Source organism: Nodosilinea sp. LEGE 07088 (assembly GCF_015207395.1).
Taxonomy (GTDB): domain Bacteria; phylum Cyanobacteriota; class Cyanobacteriia; order Phormidesmidales; family Phormidesmidaceae; genus Nodosilinea.
The window spans coordinates 141,893-157,396 of the sequence record NZ_JADEWX010000001.1 but is presented as its reverse complement, the minus strand read 5'-3'; the positions used below and the strand labels follow the sequence as shown (position 1 = coordinate 157,396).

Here is a 15,504-nt window from a genome sequence, read left to right as displayed (position 1 = left end):
TTCGCGCTCATTTTCTGGAGCTGGAGGCGATGGGGTATGGGGAAACCCAGGGGATGGGGAATCGGCTGCGGTGGCGGACAACGGTAGACGCGGTAGACAGATTTGAGGAAACGGTAGACGGGGTGTCTACCGCTGAAAGTGTTGATGGACAAGGGTTATAGCGAAACGGTAGACAAGTAGACAGGGTTTGCCAATGGGGAATTGCTAGGGAAGTGTCTACCGTCTACCGAAATGGCTGAAGAGATTGTGGATAAAGGCTTTTGCCCGGTAGACACCCTGTCTACCGGGCGTCTACCGTGTCTACCGAAAGTCGATTACTCCTCGTCGTTGTCTGTGAACAAACTCGTTAGGTCGCGGTAGCCACTGACGACTCGCAAGATGTCTACTCTAGATTCGGTTGCGGTATAGAGAATGAGGCGTTGCTGATTCAGGGTATGAAGCGACGGCTCAAATCTTTGAAAACTCCTTCCGGATTTCGCAAATTCATACTGCCATTCAGCAACGCCGCCTAAGCTACGAGCACGTAGGCCAACACGGCGCGTGCAGCCTTAAAGCAATCTTCTTGATGACCACCGAGTGCACAGAGCCTGAGTTCACTAATCTCAAAGAAGAATTAGAAGAGTTAGGTTATAGGCTGAACGTAGTATACGGCTGCACAAAAGAGCATCAGGATGCGAGACAACGCGCTCTCAATGATGCAATGACCACTGCTTAAGTAGGAGAGATCACATGCAGATCGAATTTCCCGACCATTTAGTGCCCACCGTATATAAGTCAGTGAAGGCTTTGAGTGACCAAGCCTTTTTATCAAGTGAGGACCGAACAGTACTTGTCCTGCTTCGAGAACTGCAGCAAGCCATTAGTGTTAGCAAGAGCAAAGAGGAGTAATGGCTAAAATTATGACCCGCTGGGAGACTTTCTCATACGATGTCTTGGGCAACAAGCACGATGGGTACGAGGTCAACAACACCTACAGAGGTGAAGAAGTTGACCTAGCCCTTGAGTTAAAAGGCTACAACCAGGGCACCCCGCATGGCCCCCTAAAACCCCCAATTCTGGGGGGCAAATCATACTTGCGTTAAGCAACGCCGAGAATGAGGTAGTTCTCCATTGAGAGGCTGCGTAGCTCTGGGAGGATTTTGTCGCGTGGCCGCCCTAGATTAGGGAATTGGGTGATTCTGGCGAATTTGGCATCGAGCTTTGAGAGGAAGCGCTCGGCCTGCTGGAGCCCAGTCTGACCGGCAATGTAGTCTGCAATGGCCTCGATGTCTTGAATGGCAGGCTGAGTAAGGTAAAACTGAGCAGGCATTATTCGGCAGAGGCGTGACGAGACCGGAGGTTTTCTCGAATTTGGGCCATGGCGGAAGGGCCTTCGACGAGGTCGCCGCGCTGGGCTGCTTCCCAGCCGATTTGGGCATTTTGCTGGAGTTCGGGGAGTCGCCCTTGATAGATGTCATCTTGCTGGTCGAGCAGGTGTATGCCTGCTGTGATGACATCTAGGGCAGATTGGTATTTGCCTGCGGCGATTTGGCGCTGGATGAGTTGCTCTAATTCAGGGGTAAGGACAATTTGCATTAATAGGGTGGTTGTCTTTGTCTTTTGATTGTAGTCCTTGTCGATATTTGCCCGGTGGCGGTACTGGATACTGAACAGAAAGGTTGACTATGAAACCCTCTATTGAAGCCTTGATGGGGGACGGGGAAACCCATGGGATGGGGAATCGGTTGCGGTGGCAGACAACGGTAGACACGGTAGACAGATTTGAGGAAACGGTAGACGGGGTGTCTACCGCTGAAAGTGTTGATGGGTAAGGGTTATAGCGAAACGGTAGACAAGTAGACAGGGTTTGCCAATGGGGAATTGCTAGGAAAGTGTCTACCGTCTACCGAAATGGCTGAAGGACTTATGGATAAAGGCTTTTGCCCGGTAGACACTCTGTCTACCGGGCGTCTACCGTTGTCTACCGTTTTTGAGGTAGCTACTGGATGCTTTGCTAGGTAAATAATGGTTGGCAGGCAGAGATCGGTGAGCCAATGGCTGCCCTAAAAGATGATGAAGCTCTCGGGGGTGATGTTCTGCTTTCTGCCAAAAGCGTTGTAATAGGGATGAGGGATACCCTCATAGCACCCTGAGTATGCACTTTGATTATGTTGTGAGCTAGGGCATTCTGAGGATGAGGTCTAGATTGTATCTCCTGTGCCCTTTGCTCTAGCGTCAGTTACTTCCCCATGCTGCCATCCGTCTTCGATACCTGCGTCCCTAGAGACGAGATTCGCTCTGGTGACCTCTCCCTCGATCTGTTCGCAGCCAAGCTCCGGCCTGTGGTGGAGGGCAAAGCTCCCCAGATTTACCAGAAACCCGCAGTTTTTCTGGCCAACACCTTTCCGACTGATGGCCTGAAAACCCTGATTACTGAGGTCTTTGGGCGGCTGACTGGACGGTTGGTCGGCTCTCCAGTCATTCGGCTAGAGACCAGCTTTGGGGGCGGCAAAACCCACGACGAGATTGCCCTGTGGCACATGGCCAAGCAGGGGCGGCAGATCGATGGGCTTAACCGCTTTGTGGATGATATTTCGCTAATTCCAGATCGCCCTATTCAGGTGGCGGCGGTGGATGGACGAGATCTGGACCCAGAGGCAGGGGTGTACCACCCCGACACGGGCATCACCACCTACACCCTGTGGGGCGAAATTGCCTACCAAATCGGCGGCATTGACGGCTACCAACTACTGCGGGGCGCAGACGAAAATCGCATTAGCCCCGGCACCTCGGTGATTGATCGCCTGATTGGCCAAGAACCGACGCTGATCATATTGGATGAGATTGCTCGCCACCTGCGGGCGGCAAAGGCCAAAACGGTGGGGCAGAGCACCCTGGCCGAGCAGGTGGTGGCCTTTTTGTTCTCGCTGATGGATCAGGCGGCCTCCTGCAACAACCTGGTCTTCGTCTATTCCCTGGCCTCAGAGTCCGACACCTTTGCCAAGGAAACCGCAGAGATTCAGCAGGAGCTGATTCGGGCCTCGGCCCGACAGGAGCGAGTGCTGAGCCCCAGTACCGACATCGAGGTCTACAACATTGTGCGGCAACGGCTGTTTGCCAGCATTAGCGCCGAGGCGGCGGAGAAAGCCTCTGAGGAGTACCTACAAGCGTTTCGGGCGAGCCGGGTGAACCTGCCTGACGGCTGTAAAGATGCGACCTACGCTAGGGCGATCGCCAACAGCTACCCCTTCCACCCTGAACTGTTTAACCTGCTGACCAAAAAGATTGCCTCTATCCCTGAGTTTCAGCGCACGCGGGGAGCCCTGCGTCTGTTTGCCCGGCTGGTGCGCTACCTGTGGCAGCACCCAGATAGTCGCATGCCGATGATTCATCCCCACCACCTACCGGTGGGGCTAGAAGATGAAATTACTAATGATCTAACCTCACGGCTCCAGCGGCCCCTGATGCGCATGCCGATTGGAGCTGATATCTACAACCCCACGGGTCGCGAGGCCCACGCCCAGCTGCAAGACCAGGAATGGATCAGTGCCGGTAAGCCACCGTTTTCTACCTGGGTAGGTCGCACGATTTTCTTGCACTCCCTCACCCAGGGCATTTCGTCGGGCATTCGTCGCACTGAGCTGAATCTGTCGCTGCTGACGCCAGGGGTAGACATTAGCTTCGTAGACCGTGCCCTAGAGCGGCTGAGCGGGGTGGCCTGGTACCTTGATGTAGACCCGATAACCTCTGTAGCTCGGTTCAAAGAAGAACCCTCCATCAACAAGATCATTGCTGAGGAGAAAGAGCAGGTTGGTGTCACCGAGGCTAAAGAAGAACTCCGCACCCGGCGCGATACGATCTTTGCCACCAAATTTTTTCAGCTGGTAACTGGCCCTGAAGGTGCCCACGATGTGGACGATGACCCCAGTACTATTGCCCTGTGCATCATCGACTTTAACGAGGCGAAGATCGGCAGCTCCACGGACGGCCCACCAGCGTTGATTGAGCAAATCTTTAACAACACGGGCGAGTCGGGCAAGTTTCGCATCTTTCGCAATCGGCTGCTGTTTTTGCTGGCCAACGAGCAGGAGCTAGACCGGGCGATCGACATTACCCGCGAGTTTAAGGCGGTGCGGGCCATCCTGCGCAGTCAAAACCGCATGGATGACCTCTCGGAGAACCAGCAACAGCAACTGAAAGGGAAAGAAGGAAGCATGGACTTGGATGTGCGGATTGCCTTGACCAACGCCTACCGCCACCTGTTCTACCCGGCTAATGACCCGGTGAAAGCGCCCAAGGGGTTGATGCATTACCCCCTGCCCGCCCAGGATGCCAGCACCGTGAAGGGCAACCGCAACCAGCAGGATGTGGTGCTGAAGGCGTTGAAGGACTGCGGCAAGGTGCGTAGCGAAGATGCGGCCCCATACGCCCCCGCCTACCTACTGCAAAAGGTGTGGCCTACGGGGCTGGACCACTGGACGACCAAGAGTCTGCGGGAGCAGTTTGCCAAGGACTTAGCGCTGAACATGCTGCTGGATGCAGAGGTGTCCAAGCTGCGGGATACGATCCGCAAGGGTTTAACCGAAGGCCAGTGGGATCTCAAGGTGGGAGAGCAGCTCTACATCAAAACCGATGGGGCTCCAGTGGGGACGCCTACCACTATCGAGTTTTCTGAGCGGGCAGAGCTTTACCGGCGGGGGTTGCTGAAGCCGCCTGAGCCGAAGGTGGTGGAGCTGAGTGCTCAGCTTTTGGCCGGGGGCGGCGACGAGCGGACGGTGCAGGTGCGCTGGCGGGCCAAGGAGGCGCTGAAGGTCAGCCTGTATCAGGATGGCAGCCTGGTGGGTGATGAGTTTTTGCCCTCGGATGAGCATCAGGGGCAGATAGCCAAGACGACTCAGTTTAAGGTGGTGGCCGACTACGGTACTGGGGAAATGGGCGAGGCGGTGCAGACGGTGGTGCTGTACCCGGCGGGGAATGACAAGTCGATCAATGGCGGCGAGGGGAATGGGGGGTATGAAACCCTTTCTTTGTTGAATAAGCCCACCGAAAAGGACTTTGAGGGTAGCCCCACCAAGATCTTCAACGACCTGGCGGATTGGCTGGGGGATTATCAGCCGCAGGCGATCGCCGCTCTAGGCTTCTCGGTGAGCGATGTGACGGACTACCGCAAGCTGGGCACGACTCTGCCCCTGCTGGCCCGCTACCAGTTTGATATTGAGCAATTTGTCACAGTGCAAACGGGGCAGCAGTTTGTGCGGCTAGAGTACCAGGGAGATGTGCGCGGGTTCCAAAGCTTCTTTAGCACGCTGAATGGCATGCTGAACTTGCCGGAGACCCAGGCTAGCCTGACGCTGACCGTGAGGCTCAAGCTGAATGCTCCGATGGCCCCAGGGGGGGCGGAGATCCAGGGGCTTCAGCAGGCGTTGACCCGGAACCCTGTCGATAGGATGAATTTGAGAGTCAGAGTAGAATACTAGACCTGACGTCTTCTTCCCGGTTTGTGGGATTCGCGACACCATGCAAGAGTTCCAGCTTCGAGTTGTCCCCCTGAGCAATAATGACTTTGCTCTGGAGCTGTACCAGTGTGCCTACAAAAAGGCGGGGGAAAAGAAGCGTCCTGCGGCCAAGCGGGTGGGGCGGCTGAAGGGTAAGCCGCTGGTGCAGGCTCGGCAGGCGATTTACCAAGCGCTGAAGGCGAATAACTATGACCCCAAGACCCTGAGCTACAAGCGGCAGGCTCCCTATGTACTCAGTGAGGCCTCGGGGGTGAATCTGGCGCTGTTGTTTCAGGCGTTGCAGCCGTTGTCGAAGCCGGAGCGAATTGCCAATGTGACGGAGGGTATTGCGGCCATGAGTAACGAGGAGGCCCATTACTGGTTTGGTAAAGTGAGTAATGGGAAGAAGCGTCCGGCCCTGAAGGCCATGCGGGTTTTACTAGGAGACTGATGTAGTAGGAGGTAAGTATGGCAAAAGCTAATAGCCCAGCAATTTCAACAGTCGATGTTCAGACAGCTGCTCAAAACGCAACCAGTTTCTTACAAAGTCTTGCCCCCCAAATTGGTGCTGAAATTATTGATATTCGCCTTGAGGAAGTTGAACTATCAGAGGATGAAAAGTTCTGGTTTATTACTTTAGGGTTTGCACGACCTGTAGATACTTCATTTGCTATGATTCAAGGCCAAAAACAACGAGATTACAAGCAGTTTAAGATTGATGCGGAGACAGGGGAAGTGAAGGCCATGAAAATTCGCAATGTATGATTGAAGAAGTTAGAGCTGTATTTGTACGCTATCAGCAAGCAGGGATTTTAGTTGACACCAATATCTTACTGCTCTACATCGTAGGCTTGGTCAACAGACAAAGAGTTCCGTTGTTTAAGAGAACTAAGCAATTCACTCCCGAAGATTTTGACTTGCTAGCTCAAATTCTAAAGTCTTTTCAAAAGGTGGTTACTACACCAAATATCTTGACTGAAGTCAATAGCCTTACCAATCAACTGGGGGAGCCGGAGCGTTCTAAATGTTTTCAGTTTTTTCGACAAGTCATTGGCCAAATGGAAGAGATCTACCAACCCAGTCAGCAGTTAGTTCAATTACAAGAATTCCAGAAATTTGGCTTGACAGACTGTGGCATTTTGGAGGTGGCTCAGGGAAGCTATTTAGTGCTCACAGATGATTTAAAGCTCGCAGCTACCCTCCAGCGTAAAGAGATTGATACCGTCAACTTTAACCATATTCGAGTTCTAAACTGGAAAAAGTAAGATTGGGGGTAAATACCAATGCAACTTTCAGATTTGGCTGAAGAGTCTTTAGACGTAATCAAATCTGTCCGGTGGGATCGCATTATTGAGAAGCATGAGGGGCCGGAGGATTGGGCCTCAGTGCTGGAGTGGTATGACCCAGAATTTATGATGATTGAGGGGCGGGCGGTTTTGCTTCCTGTGGAGCGATCGCACCACGACAACATCACCATCCTCCGCACCATCTGGAGCGCCGATGGTAATTCCCTCACCCTATTTTTGAAAGACACCACCTACGGCGACGACTGGTTTGTGAGTGGGTATATGGCGGTGTGTGACCGCATCCCCAACCAAGATTTCTACCTGGCTATTCTCTATCACGAGTGGTTCATCATTGAGTCACCGGCCACCCTGGAGGCGTAACCCTATGACCACCCCCGATGGATTAGATCGCATTCTTGCTTTTATGCCAATTTTTGAGCGCACACCCAGCAGTCTGTACGAGGTGCGCCCAGATTTGAGCATGATGGATCCCTATATCTATGCTCCAGAGTTTAACCAGTTCATCAAGGGGCTTTACCGTGAGAACTTGGTGATTGATTTCAACTGGGTTGCCTGGAAAGATGAGGCTGCCAAGTATCTTGAGAATCCCAGGCAGATCGAGTCAGCAGATTTAGAGACCCTACAGAAACTGATCACAACCCATGTTCGTGCGGATCGGTTCAATAGCGGGCACCTGGCTCAGATGGTTGAGAATGAGCAGATCTTGGCAATCCTGAAGCGCCTAGCGGCGATTCGGGGGCAAATGGAAGCATTTCGTTCAGATTCACAGCAGCGAATTCGAGTCGTTCAGGGAGATATTACCCGCCAGCAGGTGGATGGGATCGTCAATGCAGCCAAGGAGTCGCTATTGGGTGGGGGTGGTGTGGATGGCGCTATCCACCGGGCGGCTGGACCTGAACTGCTGGCAGAATGTCGAACGCTGGGTGGCTGCCCCACTGGGGAGGCCAAAATTACGCAGGGATATAATCTGCCTGCCCGATGGGTGATTCACACCGTGGGGCCGGTTTGGCAAGGTGGGCACCAGGGTGAAGATGAGCTATTGGCCTGCTGTTACCGTAATAGCCTAGCCCTGGCTGTCACCCATGAAATTCGTACCCTGGCATTTCCTGCTATCAGTACGGGTGTCTATGGGTTCCCGCTAGAGCGGGCCACACGCATTGCGATGGCTGAAGTAACCGCTTTTCTCAGCCGTTCAACTTCTGTTGAAGAGGTCAGGTTTATCTGCTTTGGCGACGAGGCCCATCAGGTTTATCAGGCAACGTTATCGACGCTGTAAATGCAAGAGCACTAGCCAAACCAACCTTGGGCTTTGAGGTGGTTCCAGGCCATTGCAAGATGCTGGGGCTTAAAGAGGTTCTTCTTACGATCGCTCCATTCCTGCACCCGCTCAATAGCCACCTCGTAATCAACAGCAGCTTGAGGGTCTTCCTGAGCCACCCAGTGGAGGGTTGCCAGCATTTCAATGCCGTAGGGGGTTTCAAACCCTTCGATTAGCTGGCTGACGCGCTCAAAGGGACGATCGCTGCCTTGATCACAACCATTACCGACCTCCATACCGCCTAGGGCGTGGCTCAGGTTATAGGCATAGGGGCCGTAGTGTGAGCGGCGGTAGGTTAACCCCTGCAACCCTGGCTCACCGGCCACTTTGAGCAAATAGGCCAGCTTTTGAATCTCTAGATGGCTGGTGCGATAACCCGACAGGTCGTAGCGTTCAACCAGTCGCATCAGGGCAGTCTTGGAGGCCCAGAGATTATCAAGGTTTAGCCAAGCCATGACATAGAGGAAGACGGATATGACACGATAGATTAATATGAGGTACTAAGTTTGGCGTACATACGTATTAAATCGTGACTACTCAGGTGGTGGGCTACACACAACTAAGTATGGCCAACCTGCTGGAGCGCCTGGAAGAGAAAGGGCTCCAGGCTAAATACGTGCGCGATCGCGCCCTCCCCACCTGGTGGGATGCTGATCTGGAGGATGACCCTACCGTGGTTGCCGAGGCAGCGGGCTACATTGCCAAGCGCTTAGGTTTAGACATCGCCTCTGTCTTTTCCCCTGAAGCGGAAATCGCATTTAAGGGGCAAGCCCAAGCTAAGTTTAAGAAACGACAGGACACCAGCAAACAGAGCCTTGAGGTTGTTCAAGGGCTGGCTAGCCGAGTGGCGGAATTGGTGAGTTACGCTGTTTTGCCCTCTTACCATGAGCTTCGGAAAGATGCGGCTGCATTACGCCAGGGCATCTTGGCACGTGGCTGCTGGGTTAATCTCGATAGCCTTTTGGCTCTGTGTTGGCAGCATGGTATCCCAGTAGTCCATTTCTCGCCGCCACAAGGCACTAAGAAAATTGATGGTATGGTTGCCAGTTTTAATGGGCGGCTCGTTATTGTGATTTGCTGCGCCCGCAAGGCTGCGGCATGGTTAGCGTTTATTTTGGCTCATGAGCTTGGCCATATCCTAGCGGGCCATGTTCAGGAACAGTTCTATGTGGATGAGTCCATTACTCAGGAAGAGCAAGATCCCGAAGAATTGGAGGCTAACGCGATCGCTGCCACTCTCCTCTTAGGAAATCCCAACAATTACGAGTGGAGAGCCCGGTTATACCCCAATGTTTTAGTGACAACTGCTCGGCGTTTTTCTCGGCGGGATAACGTTGACCCCGGAATAGTTTGCCTCAATTACGGCTGGAAACGAGATATCAAAGAAGAATGGGGCATTGCAGGGAAAGCCCTGAAAACCTTTGAGCCAATTCAAAAAGCACCCAATACGATCAACCAACATCTGATTCACAACCTTGACTGGGAAAGACTAGATCGAGATAGCCAAGAATATTTGCGGTTGGTGATAGGGGCATAGTCGATTGGTCGTTTACTTTTTGGATAACGACATCATCATCAAGCTGTCGGCCTACAATCTTTTCTGGAAAACGATGAAAGCGTGGGGCGTTACTGATCCATCGATCCGAGTGCTACCAACGGCCTCTGGCTATATCAGGCGTGCTCCAAATATTCAGGCTCAATATAATCAGGAAATTTGTACCAGAGCTTGCCAGGTTACTGATAAATCTGACAAAGCTTCTGTCAGTCCGACAAGTCTGGAATATCAGCAGTTGCTAGGCGTTATGGGGATTGATCAAGGAGAGGCATTACTTCTCTCTGCGACTGAAGAGGAATCAGAATTCTTTATTGTGACAGCTGATAAGCGATGTCTAAGAGCGCTTGCTAACTCAGGAATGACAACGACTTTAGCTCGCCTCCAGCACCGAATCATTTGTTTAGAGCAGCTCGTGATTCAGCTAATTCAACAGTCCACTGATTTCAATACGATCTATCGCCGCATCAACAACGCTGTCGAGTGTGAATTTTCTGTCACAGAAGCGTTCAAACTCGCGGATCAATCCGCCATCATCCAGAGATTACAGGCAGAAGTTGATCGCCTCCGAAATGAGACGGGTAACTTATTAGTGCTGTAGAGGCTCCCCGCGTCTCCCCTTGCCCCTAACTTTGACTCACCATGACCGACCCCAAGCCCACGCGCCCTGCTGTGTTCATCGAGAAGATTTTTCCGGTGACGCTGCTGAATAAGCAGGTGTATTACGAGCATGGGGGCAACCCGTTTAAGGGGCTGCATCGGTGGTATTCGCGCAAGCCGCTGTCGTTTAGTCGGGCGAGTGTGTTGGGCTCGCTGCTGCCGGACACGGTGACGATGGAGGAGTTTGAGTATCTGCTGGGGCTAAACCGGCGGGTGGCGGGGCACCCAGACAGCACGACGAAGCTATATAAAACGCCGCCCAGCCCGGAGCGGATTAAGCAGGTGCATGACCTGTGTGAGCAGACCTGGGGCACGCGCACGCCGACGGTGCTAGATGCCTTTGCGGGGGGTGGCAGCATTCCGTTTGAGGCGGTGCGGTATGGGTTGAATGTGCTGGCGAGCGACTTGAACCCGGTGGCGGTGGTGACGATGAAGGCGGCGATGGAGTATCCGCTAAAGTTTGGGCCAGATTTGCAGCATGAGATTGATAAGTGGGTGAAGTGGGTTGGCGATGAGGCGGAAAAGCGGCTAGCGGAGTTTTTTCCGTCGCAGGAGGGGGAGGAAACGCTCTACTATCTTTGGGTACACACGCTTCAATGTCCCAATTGTCAGGGAGTCGTGCCGTTAAGTCCAAACTGGTGGGTCTATAATCGCCCTGAGAAACAGAACTGGAATAGATGGTGCTCTGTAAAACCAGTCTCGGTTGCTTTAACTAAGGACGTTGACTTTCATCTAATTAAGGGCAGTAAGGGTAAAGGAAAAACCATTCAGCTGCTCGAAGAAGAATATAATCCGGATGATTCTGCAACTCTTTCCAGAGGAGTTGCAAAATGCTTACATTGCGACAGCATATTGGAAGACGACTATATTAAAGAATTTGCTGTATCCCAAAAACTTGGAGACAGATTATACGCTGTTGCATATCGTAAAAAAGGAGGAGTCGTTGAAATCAGAGTGCCTACAGAGTTAGATCTACAAGGGGCTGCCAAAGCAAAAAAAGTATACTCAAAAGAAGAGCATCGGATCTCTGAGTTTTTGCCTTTTCAGGAAATACCTTCCAATACTCACAGAGGTCCTGACATGTACCTCTATGGAATCTACTTCTGGAAGCAGATGTTTAACTACCGGCAGTTGCTAACCCTAGCTGCTTATGTAGAAGTAATTTCAGAAGCCCGGATACTTCTTCAAGAAAGCTACGACCCAAGTACGACTGAAGCCATACTGATTTATTTATCTTTGGTATGCAGTAGAAGTATTGACAAAAACTCAAAACTTTCACATTGGCAATCTTCAGTTGGTGTCCCACAAGCTGCGTCAGGGCAACATTCATTTAGTCTGATGTGGAATTATCCAGAAATCAATGGGGCTAGTAGGCTTTACAGATGGAGTGCAGAAACAGTTGTTTCTGACTATCCAAAGCTCTGTTCATATTTGGGAAGCCAAGCTGGGCTCTTGGGGGATTTTCTAGAGCAAGCAAGAAAACCTATTTCAGTTCAAGCTTACTCTGCTGATGATCTACACAGCATTCCCAGTAAATCAGTTTTTGCTGTTGTCACAGATCCTGCGTATTATGACTCTATTCGTTACGCAGAGCTTTCTGACTTTTTCTATGTTTGGTTTAGAAAAAACTTGATTTCAGTCTTGCCAGATCTATTTTCCTTAGAACTGACAGATAAAGACCGTGAAGCGATTGCCAATCCTGGCCGTTTTAGAGGAATGGGCGATTCTCCTGAACAGTTGGCTAGGCGCGATTACGAAGCCAAAATGGCCCTTGCCTTTGCCGAATACTTCCGCGTCCTCCGCGACGACGGCGTCATGACCGTCCAGTTCAACCACAAAGACTCCGGTGCCTGGGACGTACTCGCCAAATCCCTCATCGACGCAGGCTTTGAAATCACCGCCAGTTGGGCCGTCAGCACCGAGAACCCGCAAAACCTGCACCAGGCGCAGAAAAACTCCGTCTCCAGCACCGTGCTCCTCGTCTGCCGCAAGCGTGACCCCAACGCCGGTTCCGCCTGGTGGGATGACCTGCGCCCCGAACTCGCCAACCTCGTCGAGCAACGCGCCCCCGAATTTGAAGCCAACGACATCGGCGGCATCGACCTCTACCTCAGCGCCTTTGGCCCCGCCCTCAACGTCTTTAGCCGCGCCTGGCCCGTGCTCGACAGTTCCGGCGTGGAAATGCGGCCCGAAGTCGCCTTTGGGGAAGCTCGCAAGGCGATCGCCAACTACCGCTTCCGCAAACTGCTCGAAGCCGACACCGCCGGGTTCGACCCCCTCACCCAGTGGTACATCCTCGCCTGGGATGCCTTCCGCGCCCGCGAGTTCCCCTTCGATGAAGCGCGACAGCTCGCCCTCGCTGTCGGCGGCTTCAACGTCAGCGACCTCGCCAAAACCCACAAACTGATCGACTCCGCCAGCGGCACCTGCAAACTGCTCACCCCCCAACAGCGCCTCAAAAAACGCGCTTTCTCCACCAACCCCGACGAGTTTACCGCGATCGCCCTAGTCGATGGCCTCCACGCCATCATCGCCCTCTACCTCGAAGAACAAAGCATCGACCCCGTCCGCCGCTTCCTCAAAACCACCGGCCTACTCAGCAACGATCTCTTCATGCGCGCCTGGGAAGTGGCCCTGAAGGCGATCCCCCACATCGGCGACGAGCGCAAACGCATGGTGGAAGAGAAAGCGCTGGCCGACCTGTGGCTGGCGATGGATGAGATTCAGGCGAAGGTGCTCTACGTACAGCCAGAGCTACCGCTAGAAGAAGGCCAGATGGGGTTGTTTTAGACACGGAGAGAGAGACGGGGGGACGCGCAGAGGGTCTGGTATTTGCGTCACCATAGAGTTAGTTGGGAGTTCATAGGGGATAAGCATTATGGCGAGTACATCGGCTAAAGTTCCAAAATCTAAAAAGAAAAACTTTTCTAGTTTTAGCTATGCAGAAGCCTTCAAGCAGCTCAACTTAGATGATCTCATTCCCTGGGAATTAGAAGCGCCCCCGCTGGAACCCAGCGCCTTCTTTCAAGAGCGGTTACACCGCCTAGAGCAAACCTTTGACCTAGAAGGCTACGAAGAATCGAAAAAGCTGCTGATTGATGCCATTTGCGAAGAGGCGATCGCGAGCACTGACCATCTCAAAATCTGGAAAGGAGCACAGCTCGAAGGCGACACTGCCGCAGGCTACGTCGATTACCTAATCGCCGAGCGAAAGCGGTATTTAGACATTCCTCTACTCTGCATCATCGAAGCCAAAAAGGACGACTTTGAGAAAGGGCTGGCCCAATGCCTGGTCGAAATGCAGGCCTGCCAGTGGCAAAACCAGCAGTCGGGCCGCGAGATTGATGTCTACGGCATTGTCACCAATGGTCGAGCCTGGCAGTTCTACCGCATGATTCCAGATGGCACAGTCTACGAAACTCCCGTATATTCCACCGGGGATATGGATCTGTTGCTGGGGCGACTGCGCTACATATTTCAGCTGTGTGAACAAAATCTGAGCTAGAAATGACGACGAACGCAAACGATGGTGGAAAAGAAGACGCTGGCGAACATGTGGCTAGCTATGGATGAGATTTAGGCCGGGGTGCTCTACGTGCAGCGGGAGCTGGACTTCAAGGAGGGGCAACAAGCTTTATATCTAAGAATTTAATACCGCTCAATATGTTTTTCTCAATCAATCCTTAATAATGATTCCAAATCGAAAAGACTTGCTCCTGTCTGAATCCCTTGATCTTTACGATAACCTTGCTGTAGTCGATGAAGTTACCGGAAGATTGAACGCAAAACTGCAAATTTATCCATCGGCATTCATCGAATGGGATTTTGAGCTTTTTGCGGATGATTCTATTGATATTCAGAAACTACGCGAGAGTTTCAGAGAACATCCCTTAACTGCTCCAGCCCTTTTCCTAGAAGATTTAACTCAAAATAGAGAATCATATAGTTCAGTTGCCACCTTGTTGTCATTTGCAGGTCGTGCAACTAAACTTGTGCTCGGCAACAAAAACTCAAACGGCCAAAGCTTTAACTTTCTTTTGACAAATACGAAGGTTTTGTCATATTGCTTGGCACAAGATATCCTAGAATACAAAGTCATTGAAAAAGGACTCATCACACCAGGCTTGCCTGCGAGAGAAATAGCATCAGGCGAAGAAGGGAAATTTATTGATGCTCCATTGGACTCAAATTGGAATCTTCGTCTTGAGATTCGCAAAGAGGCCATGGATTGGTTAGATGACAAGCGCAAGAGTATTGGCAGCTATCTCACTTGTGAAGCAGAGCTGTATCAACCTAGGCGTTCTCACCTAGAAAACTGGGAATCTCTTGAAAAGCTGAATCTTGAACAAAGTGAAGCTATGATTCAAAACATTTCATGGTTACTTTCTTATGCAAACTGTGGGTTTGTAGCTCCTTTATATATTGAAGCAAAAACCTATCAAATGTCTTCTAGAGATACACCTTCATTTACCACTGAATTTGCAAGTTTCACTACTAATCTGCAAACCACAAGCCTGGAACTTTTGGGGCAAAGTTGGTTTGTTTGGATCAGTGATTTAAAGGCTCTTATAGGCTGTTTTCCTGCATTTCGGAGTATGCTATCTTCTTCCGGCTGGAGGGAGACATTTTATTTTGTTCTGATTCAATATTTCCAGGCTACTCGATTTGGTGATTGGCAAATTGCTGCCAGTGCGGCTGGAGCAGCCCTTGAGAGATTAAGCTATCAAGTCTTGGTTGAGGACGAAGTTAACCCCACCAGCAAATCAAACCATGAACTTTTGTTTGCTATTGATGGTCGGACTCGCAATACAGCAAAAAGCGTGTGGAATTTAGGTAGTAGTTCTTCTCAGCAGAATGTCAGTGTTACGACCAAGCGTCTGATGTTAACTCTTGAACGTATTGGTCTGACAGCTACGAGAGGACACACCGATGCTAACGATGTGCTAGCTTTCCTCAATGTGCGGAATGACGCTGTTCATCCCAGAGTGAGCACTATGGACACCAATGAAAGAATCGCAGTCATCCTCAAAGCTATTCAATGGATAGATGAAATTCTTTTATGGCGCTTGGGCTACGAGGGTAAGTATCTTGACCGCATTGCTTATGGAGAAATGATGAAGGGCACAATTACCAGTCATACACTGGTCGCAGATGCTCGATACGACTTAACACTAAGGGATGCAAGTTGGTGAG

At 51.6% G+C, this 15,504-nt stretch carries 15 protein-coding genes; 12 read left to right on the top strand and 3 right to left on the bottom strand.

Annotated elements, in window-relative coordinates; translation table 11 throughout:
- Positions 1–1,078 precede the first annotated feature (1,078 nt).
- Entirely contained in the window at positions 1,079–1,309 is a 231-nt protein-coding gene (locus IQ254_RS00730) for a type II toxin-antitoxin system RelE/ParE family toxin (protein ID WP_228039860.1), read from the bottom strand.
- Positions 1,309–1,575 carry a type II toxin-antitoxin system ParD family antitoxin gene (locus IQ254_RS00725; protein ID WP_193963263.1) on the bottom strand — a complete coding sequence of 89 codons (267 nt, stop codon included), beginning with the start codon at positions 1,573–1,575 and terminating at the stop codon, positions 1,309–1,311. The genes IQ254_RS00730 and IQ254_RS00725 overlap by 1 nt, the downstream gene beginning before the upstream one ends.
- Positions 1,576–1,664: 89 nt before the next feature.
- Here IQ254_RS00725 and IQ254_RS00720 point away from each other — a divergent pair, with 89 nt between their 5' ends.
- From IQ254_RS00720 to IQ254_RS32980, 7 genes are all read left to right on the top strand, one after another.
- Positions 1,665–1,811 (top strand): hypothetical protein, encoded by a 147-nt coding sequence (locus IQ254_RS00720; RefSeq protein ID WP_193963261.1) that lies wholly within the window; start codon positions 1,665–1,667, stop codon positions 1,809–1,811.
- A gap of 417 nt (positions 1,812–2,228) precedes the next feature.
- Complete coding sequence (locus tag IQ254_RS00715; protein ID WP_193963259.1) at positions 2,229–5,456, top strand: ATP-binding protein; 3,228 nt, start codon at positions 2,229–2,231, stop codon at positions 5,454–5,456.
- 40 nt (positions 5,457–5,496) lie between these two features.
- The gene (locus tag IQ254_RS00710; RefSeq protein ID WP_035984305.1) at positions 5,497–5,925 is read left to right on the top strand and encodes a hypothetical protein; all 429 of its coding nucleotides are present in this window, start codon (positions 5,497–5,499) and stop codon (positions 5,923–5,925) included.
- A gap of 17 nt (positions 5,926–5,942) precedes the next feature.
- On the top strand, positions 5,943–6,239 hold the full coding sequence (locus IQ254_RS00705) for a hypothetical protein (protein ID WP_193963257.1): 297 nt from the start codon (positions 5,943–5,945) through the stop codon (positions 6,237–6,239).
- On the top strand, positions 6,236–6,739 hold the full coding sequence (locus IQ254_RS00700; RefSeq protein ID WP_193963255.1) for a PIN domain-containing protein: 504 nt from the start codon (positions 6,236–6,238) through the stop codon (positions 6,737–6,739). Before IQ254_RS00705 ends, IQ254_RS00700 begins: the two co-directional genes overlap by 4 nt.
- A gap of 18 nt (positions 6,740–6,757) precedes the next feature.
- A complete protein-coding gene (locus IQ254_RS00695; protein WP_193963253.1) occupies positions 6,758–7,141 on the top strand; it encodes a hypothetical protein in 384 nt (127 codons plus the stop codon).
- Between the two features lie 4 nt (positions 7,142–7,145).
- Positions 7,146–8,057, top strand: coding sequence for an O-acetyl-ADP-ribose deacetylase (locus IQ254_RS32980; RefSeq protein ID WP_228039858.1), 912 nt, complete (start codon positions 7,146–7,148; stop codon positions 8,055–8,057).
- 11 nt (positions 8,058–8,068) lie between these two features.
- On the opposite strand, the gene IQ254_RS00685 is transcribed toward IQ254_RS32980, so the two are convergent.
- Positions 8,069–8,506, bottom strand: coding sequence for a hypothetical protein (locus IQ254_RS00685; protein ID WP_228039856.1), 438 nt, complete (start codon positions 8,504–8,506; stop codon positions 8,069–8,071).
- 158 nt (positions 8,507–8,664) lie between these two features.
- Here IQ254_RS00685 and IQ254_RS00680 point away from each other — a divergent pair, with 158 nt between their 5' ends.
- The 5 genes from IQ254_RS00680 to IQ254_RS00660 all read left to right on the top strand — a co-directional run bounded on the left by IQ254_RS00680 (position 8,665) and on the right by IQ254_RS00660 (position 15,503).
- Positions 8,665–9,636 carry an ImmA/IrrE family metallo-endopeptidase gene (locus IQ254_RS00680; RefSeq protein WP_193963251.1) on the top strand — a complete coding sequence of 324 codons (972 nt, stop codon included), beginning with the start codon at positions 8,665–8,667 and terminating at the stop codon, positions 9,634–9,636.
- 19 nt (positions 9,637–9,655) lie between these two features.
- Positions 9,656–10,252, top strand: a complete 597-nt coding sequence (locus tag IQ254_RS00675) for a hypothetical protein (RefSeq protein WP_193963242.1) — start codon at positions 9,656–9,658, stop codon at positions 10,250–10,252.
- A 41-nt stretch (positions 10,253–10,293) separates the two neighbouring features.
- On the top strand, positions 10,294–13,101 hold the full coding sequence (locus IQ254_RS00670) for a DUF1156 domain-containing protein (protein WP_193963240.1): 2,808 nt from the start codon (positions 10,294–10,296) through the stop codon (positions 13,099–13,101).
- Positions 13,102–13,189: 88 nt separating this feature from the next.
- A complete protein-coding gene (locus tag IQ254_RS00665) occupies positions 13,190–13,816 on the top strand; it encodes a hypothetical protein (protein WP_193963238.1) in 627 nt (208 codons plus the stop codon).
- Positions 13,817–14,000: 184 nt separating this feature from the next.
- Entirely contained in the window at positions 14,001–15,503 is a 1,503-nt protein-coding gene (locus IQ254_RS00660) for a hypothetical protein (protein ID WP_193963236.1), read from the top strand.
- The last annotated feature ends 1 nt before the right edge of the window (position 15,504 follow it).

What these genes read in the sequence shown, in the direction of transcription:
- IQ254_RS00730 (WP_228039860.1), bottom strand. Translation starts at nt 1,309, where the DNA reads ATGCCTGCTCAGTTTTACCTTACTCAGCCTGCCATTCAAGACATCGAG.
- IQ254_RS00725 (WP_193963263.1), bottom strand. Translation starts at nt 1,575, where the DNA reads ATGCAAATTGTCCTTACCCCTGAATTAGAGCAACTCATCCAGCGCCAA.
- IQ254_RS00720 (WP_193963261.1), top strand. Translation starts at nt 1,665, where the DNA reads ATGAAACCCTCTATTGAAGCCTTGATGGGGGACGGGGAAACCCATGGG.
- IQ254_RS00715 (WP_193963259.1), top strand. Translation starts at nt 2,229, where the DNA reads ATGCTGCCATCCGTCTTCGATACCTGCGTCCCTAGAGACGAGATTCGC.
- IQ254_RS00710 (WP_035984305.1), top strand. Translation starts at nt 5,497, where the DNA reads ATGCAAGAGTTCCAGCTTCGAGTTGTCCCCCTGAGCAATAATGACTTT.
- IQ254_RS00705 (WP_193963257.1), top strand. Translation starts at nt 5,943, where the DNA reads ATGGCAAAAGCTAATAGCCCAGCAATTTCAACAGTCGATGTTCAGACA.
- IQ254_RS00700 (WP_193963255.1), top strand. Translation starts at nt 6,236, where the DNA reads ATGATTGAAGAAGTTAGAGCTGTATTTGTACGCTATCAGCAAGCAGGG.
- IQ254_RS00695 (WP_193963253.1), top strand. Translation starts at nt 6,758, where the DNA reads ATGCAACTTTCAGATTTGGCTGAAGAGTCTTTAGACGTAATCAAATCT.
- IQ254_RS32980 (WP_228039858.1), top strand. Translation starts at nt 7,146, where the DNA reads ATGACCACCCCCGATGGATTAGATCGCATTCTTGCTTTTATGCCAATT.
- IQ254_RS00685 (WP_228039856.1), bottom strand. Translation starts at nt 8,506, where the DNA reads ATGCGACTGGTTGAACGCTACGACCTGTCGGGTTATCGCACCAGCCAT.
- IQ254_RS00680 (WP_193963251.1), top strand. Translation starts at nt 8,665, where the DNA reads ATGGCCAACCTGCTGGAGCGCCTGGAAGAGAAAGGGCTCCAGGCTAAA.
- IQ254_RS00670 (WP_193963240.1), top strand. Translation starts at nt 10,294, where the DNA reads ATGACCGACCCCAAGCCCACGCGCCCTGCTGTGTTCATCGAGAAGATT.
- IQ254_RS00665 (WP_193963238.1), top strand. Translation starts at nt 13,190, where the DNA reads ATGGCGAGTACATCGGCTAAAGTTCCAAAATCTAAAAAGAAAAACTTT.
- IQ254_RS00660 (WP_193963236.1), top strand. Translation starts at nt 14,001, where the DNA reads ATGATTCCAAATCGAAAAGACTTGCTCCTGTCTGAATCCCTTGATCTT.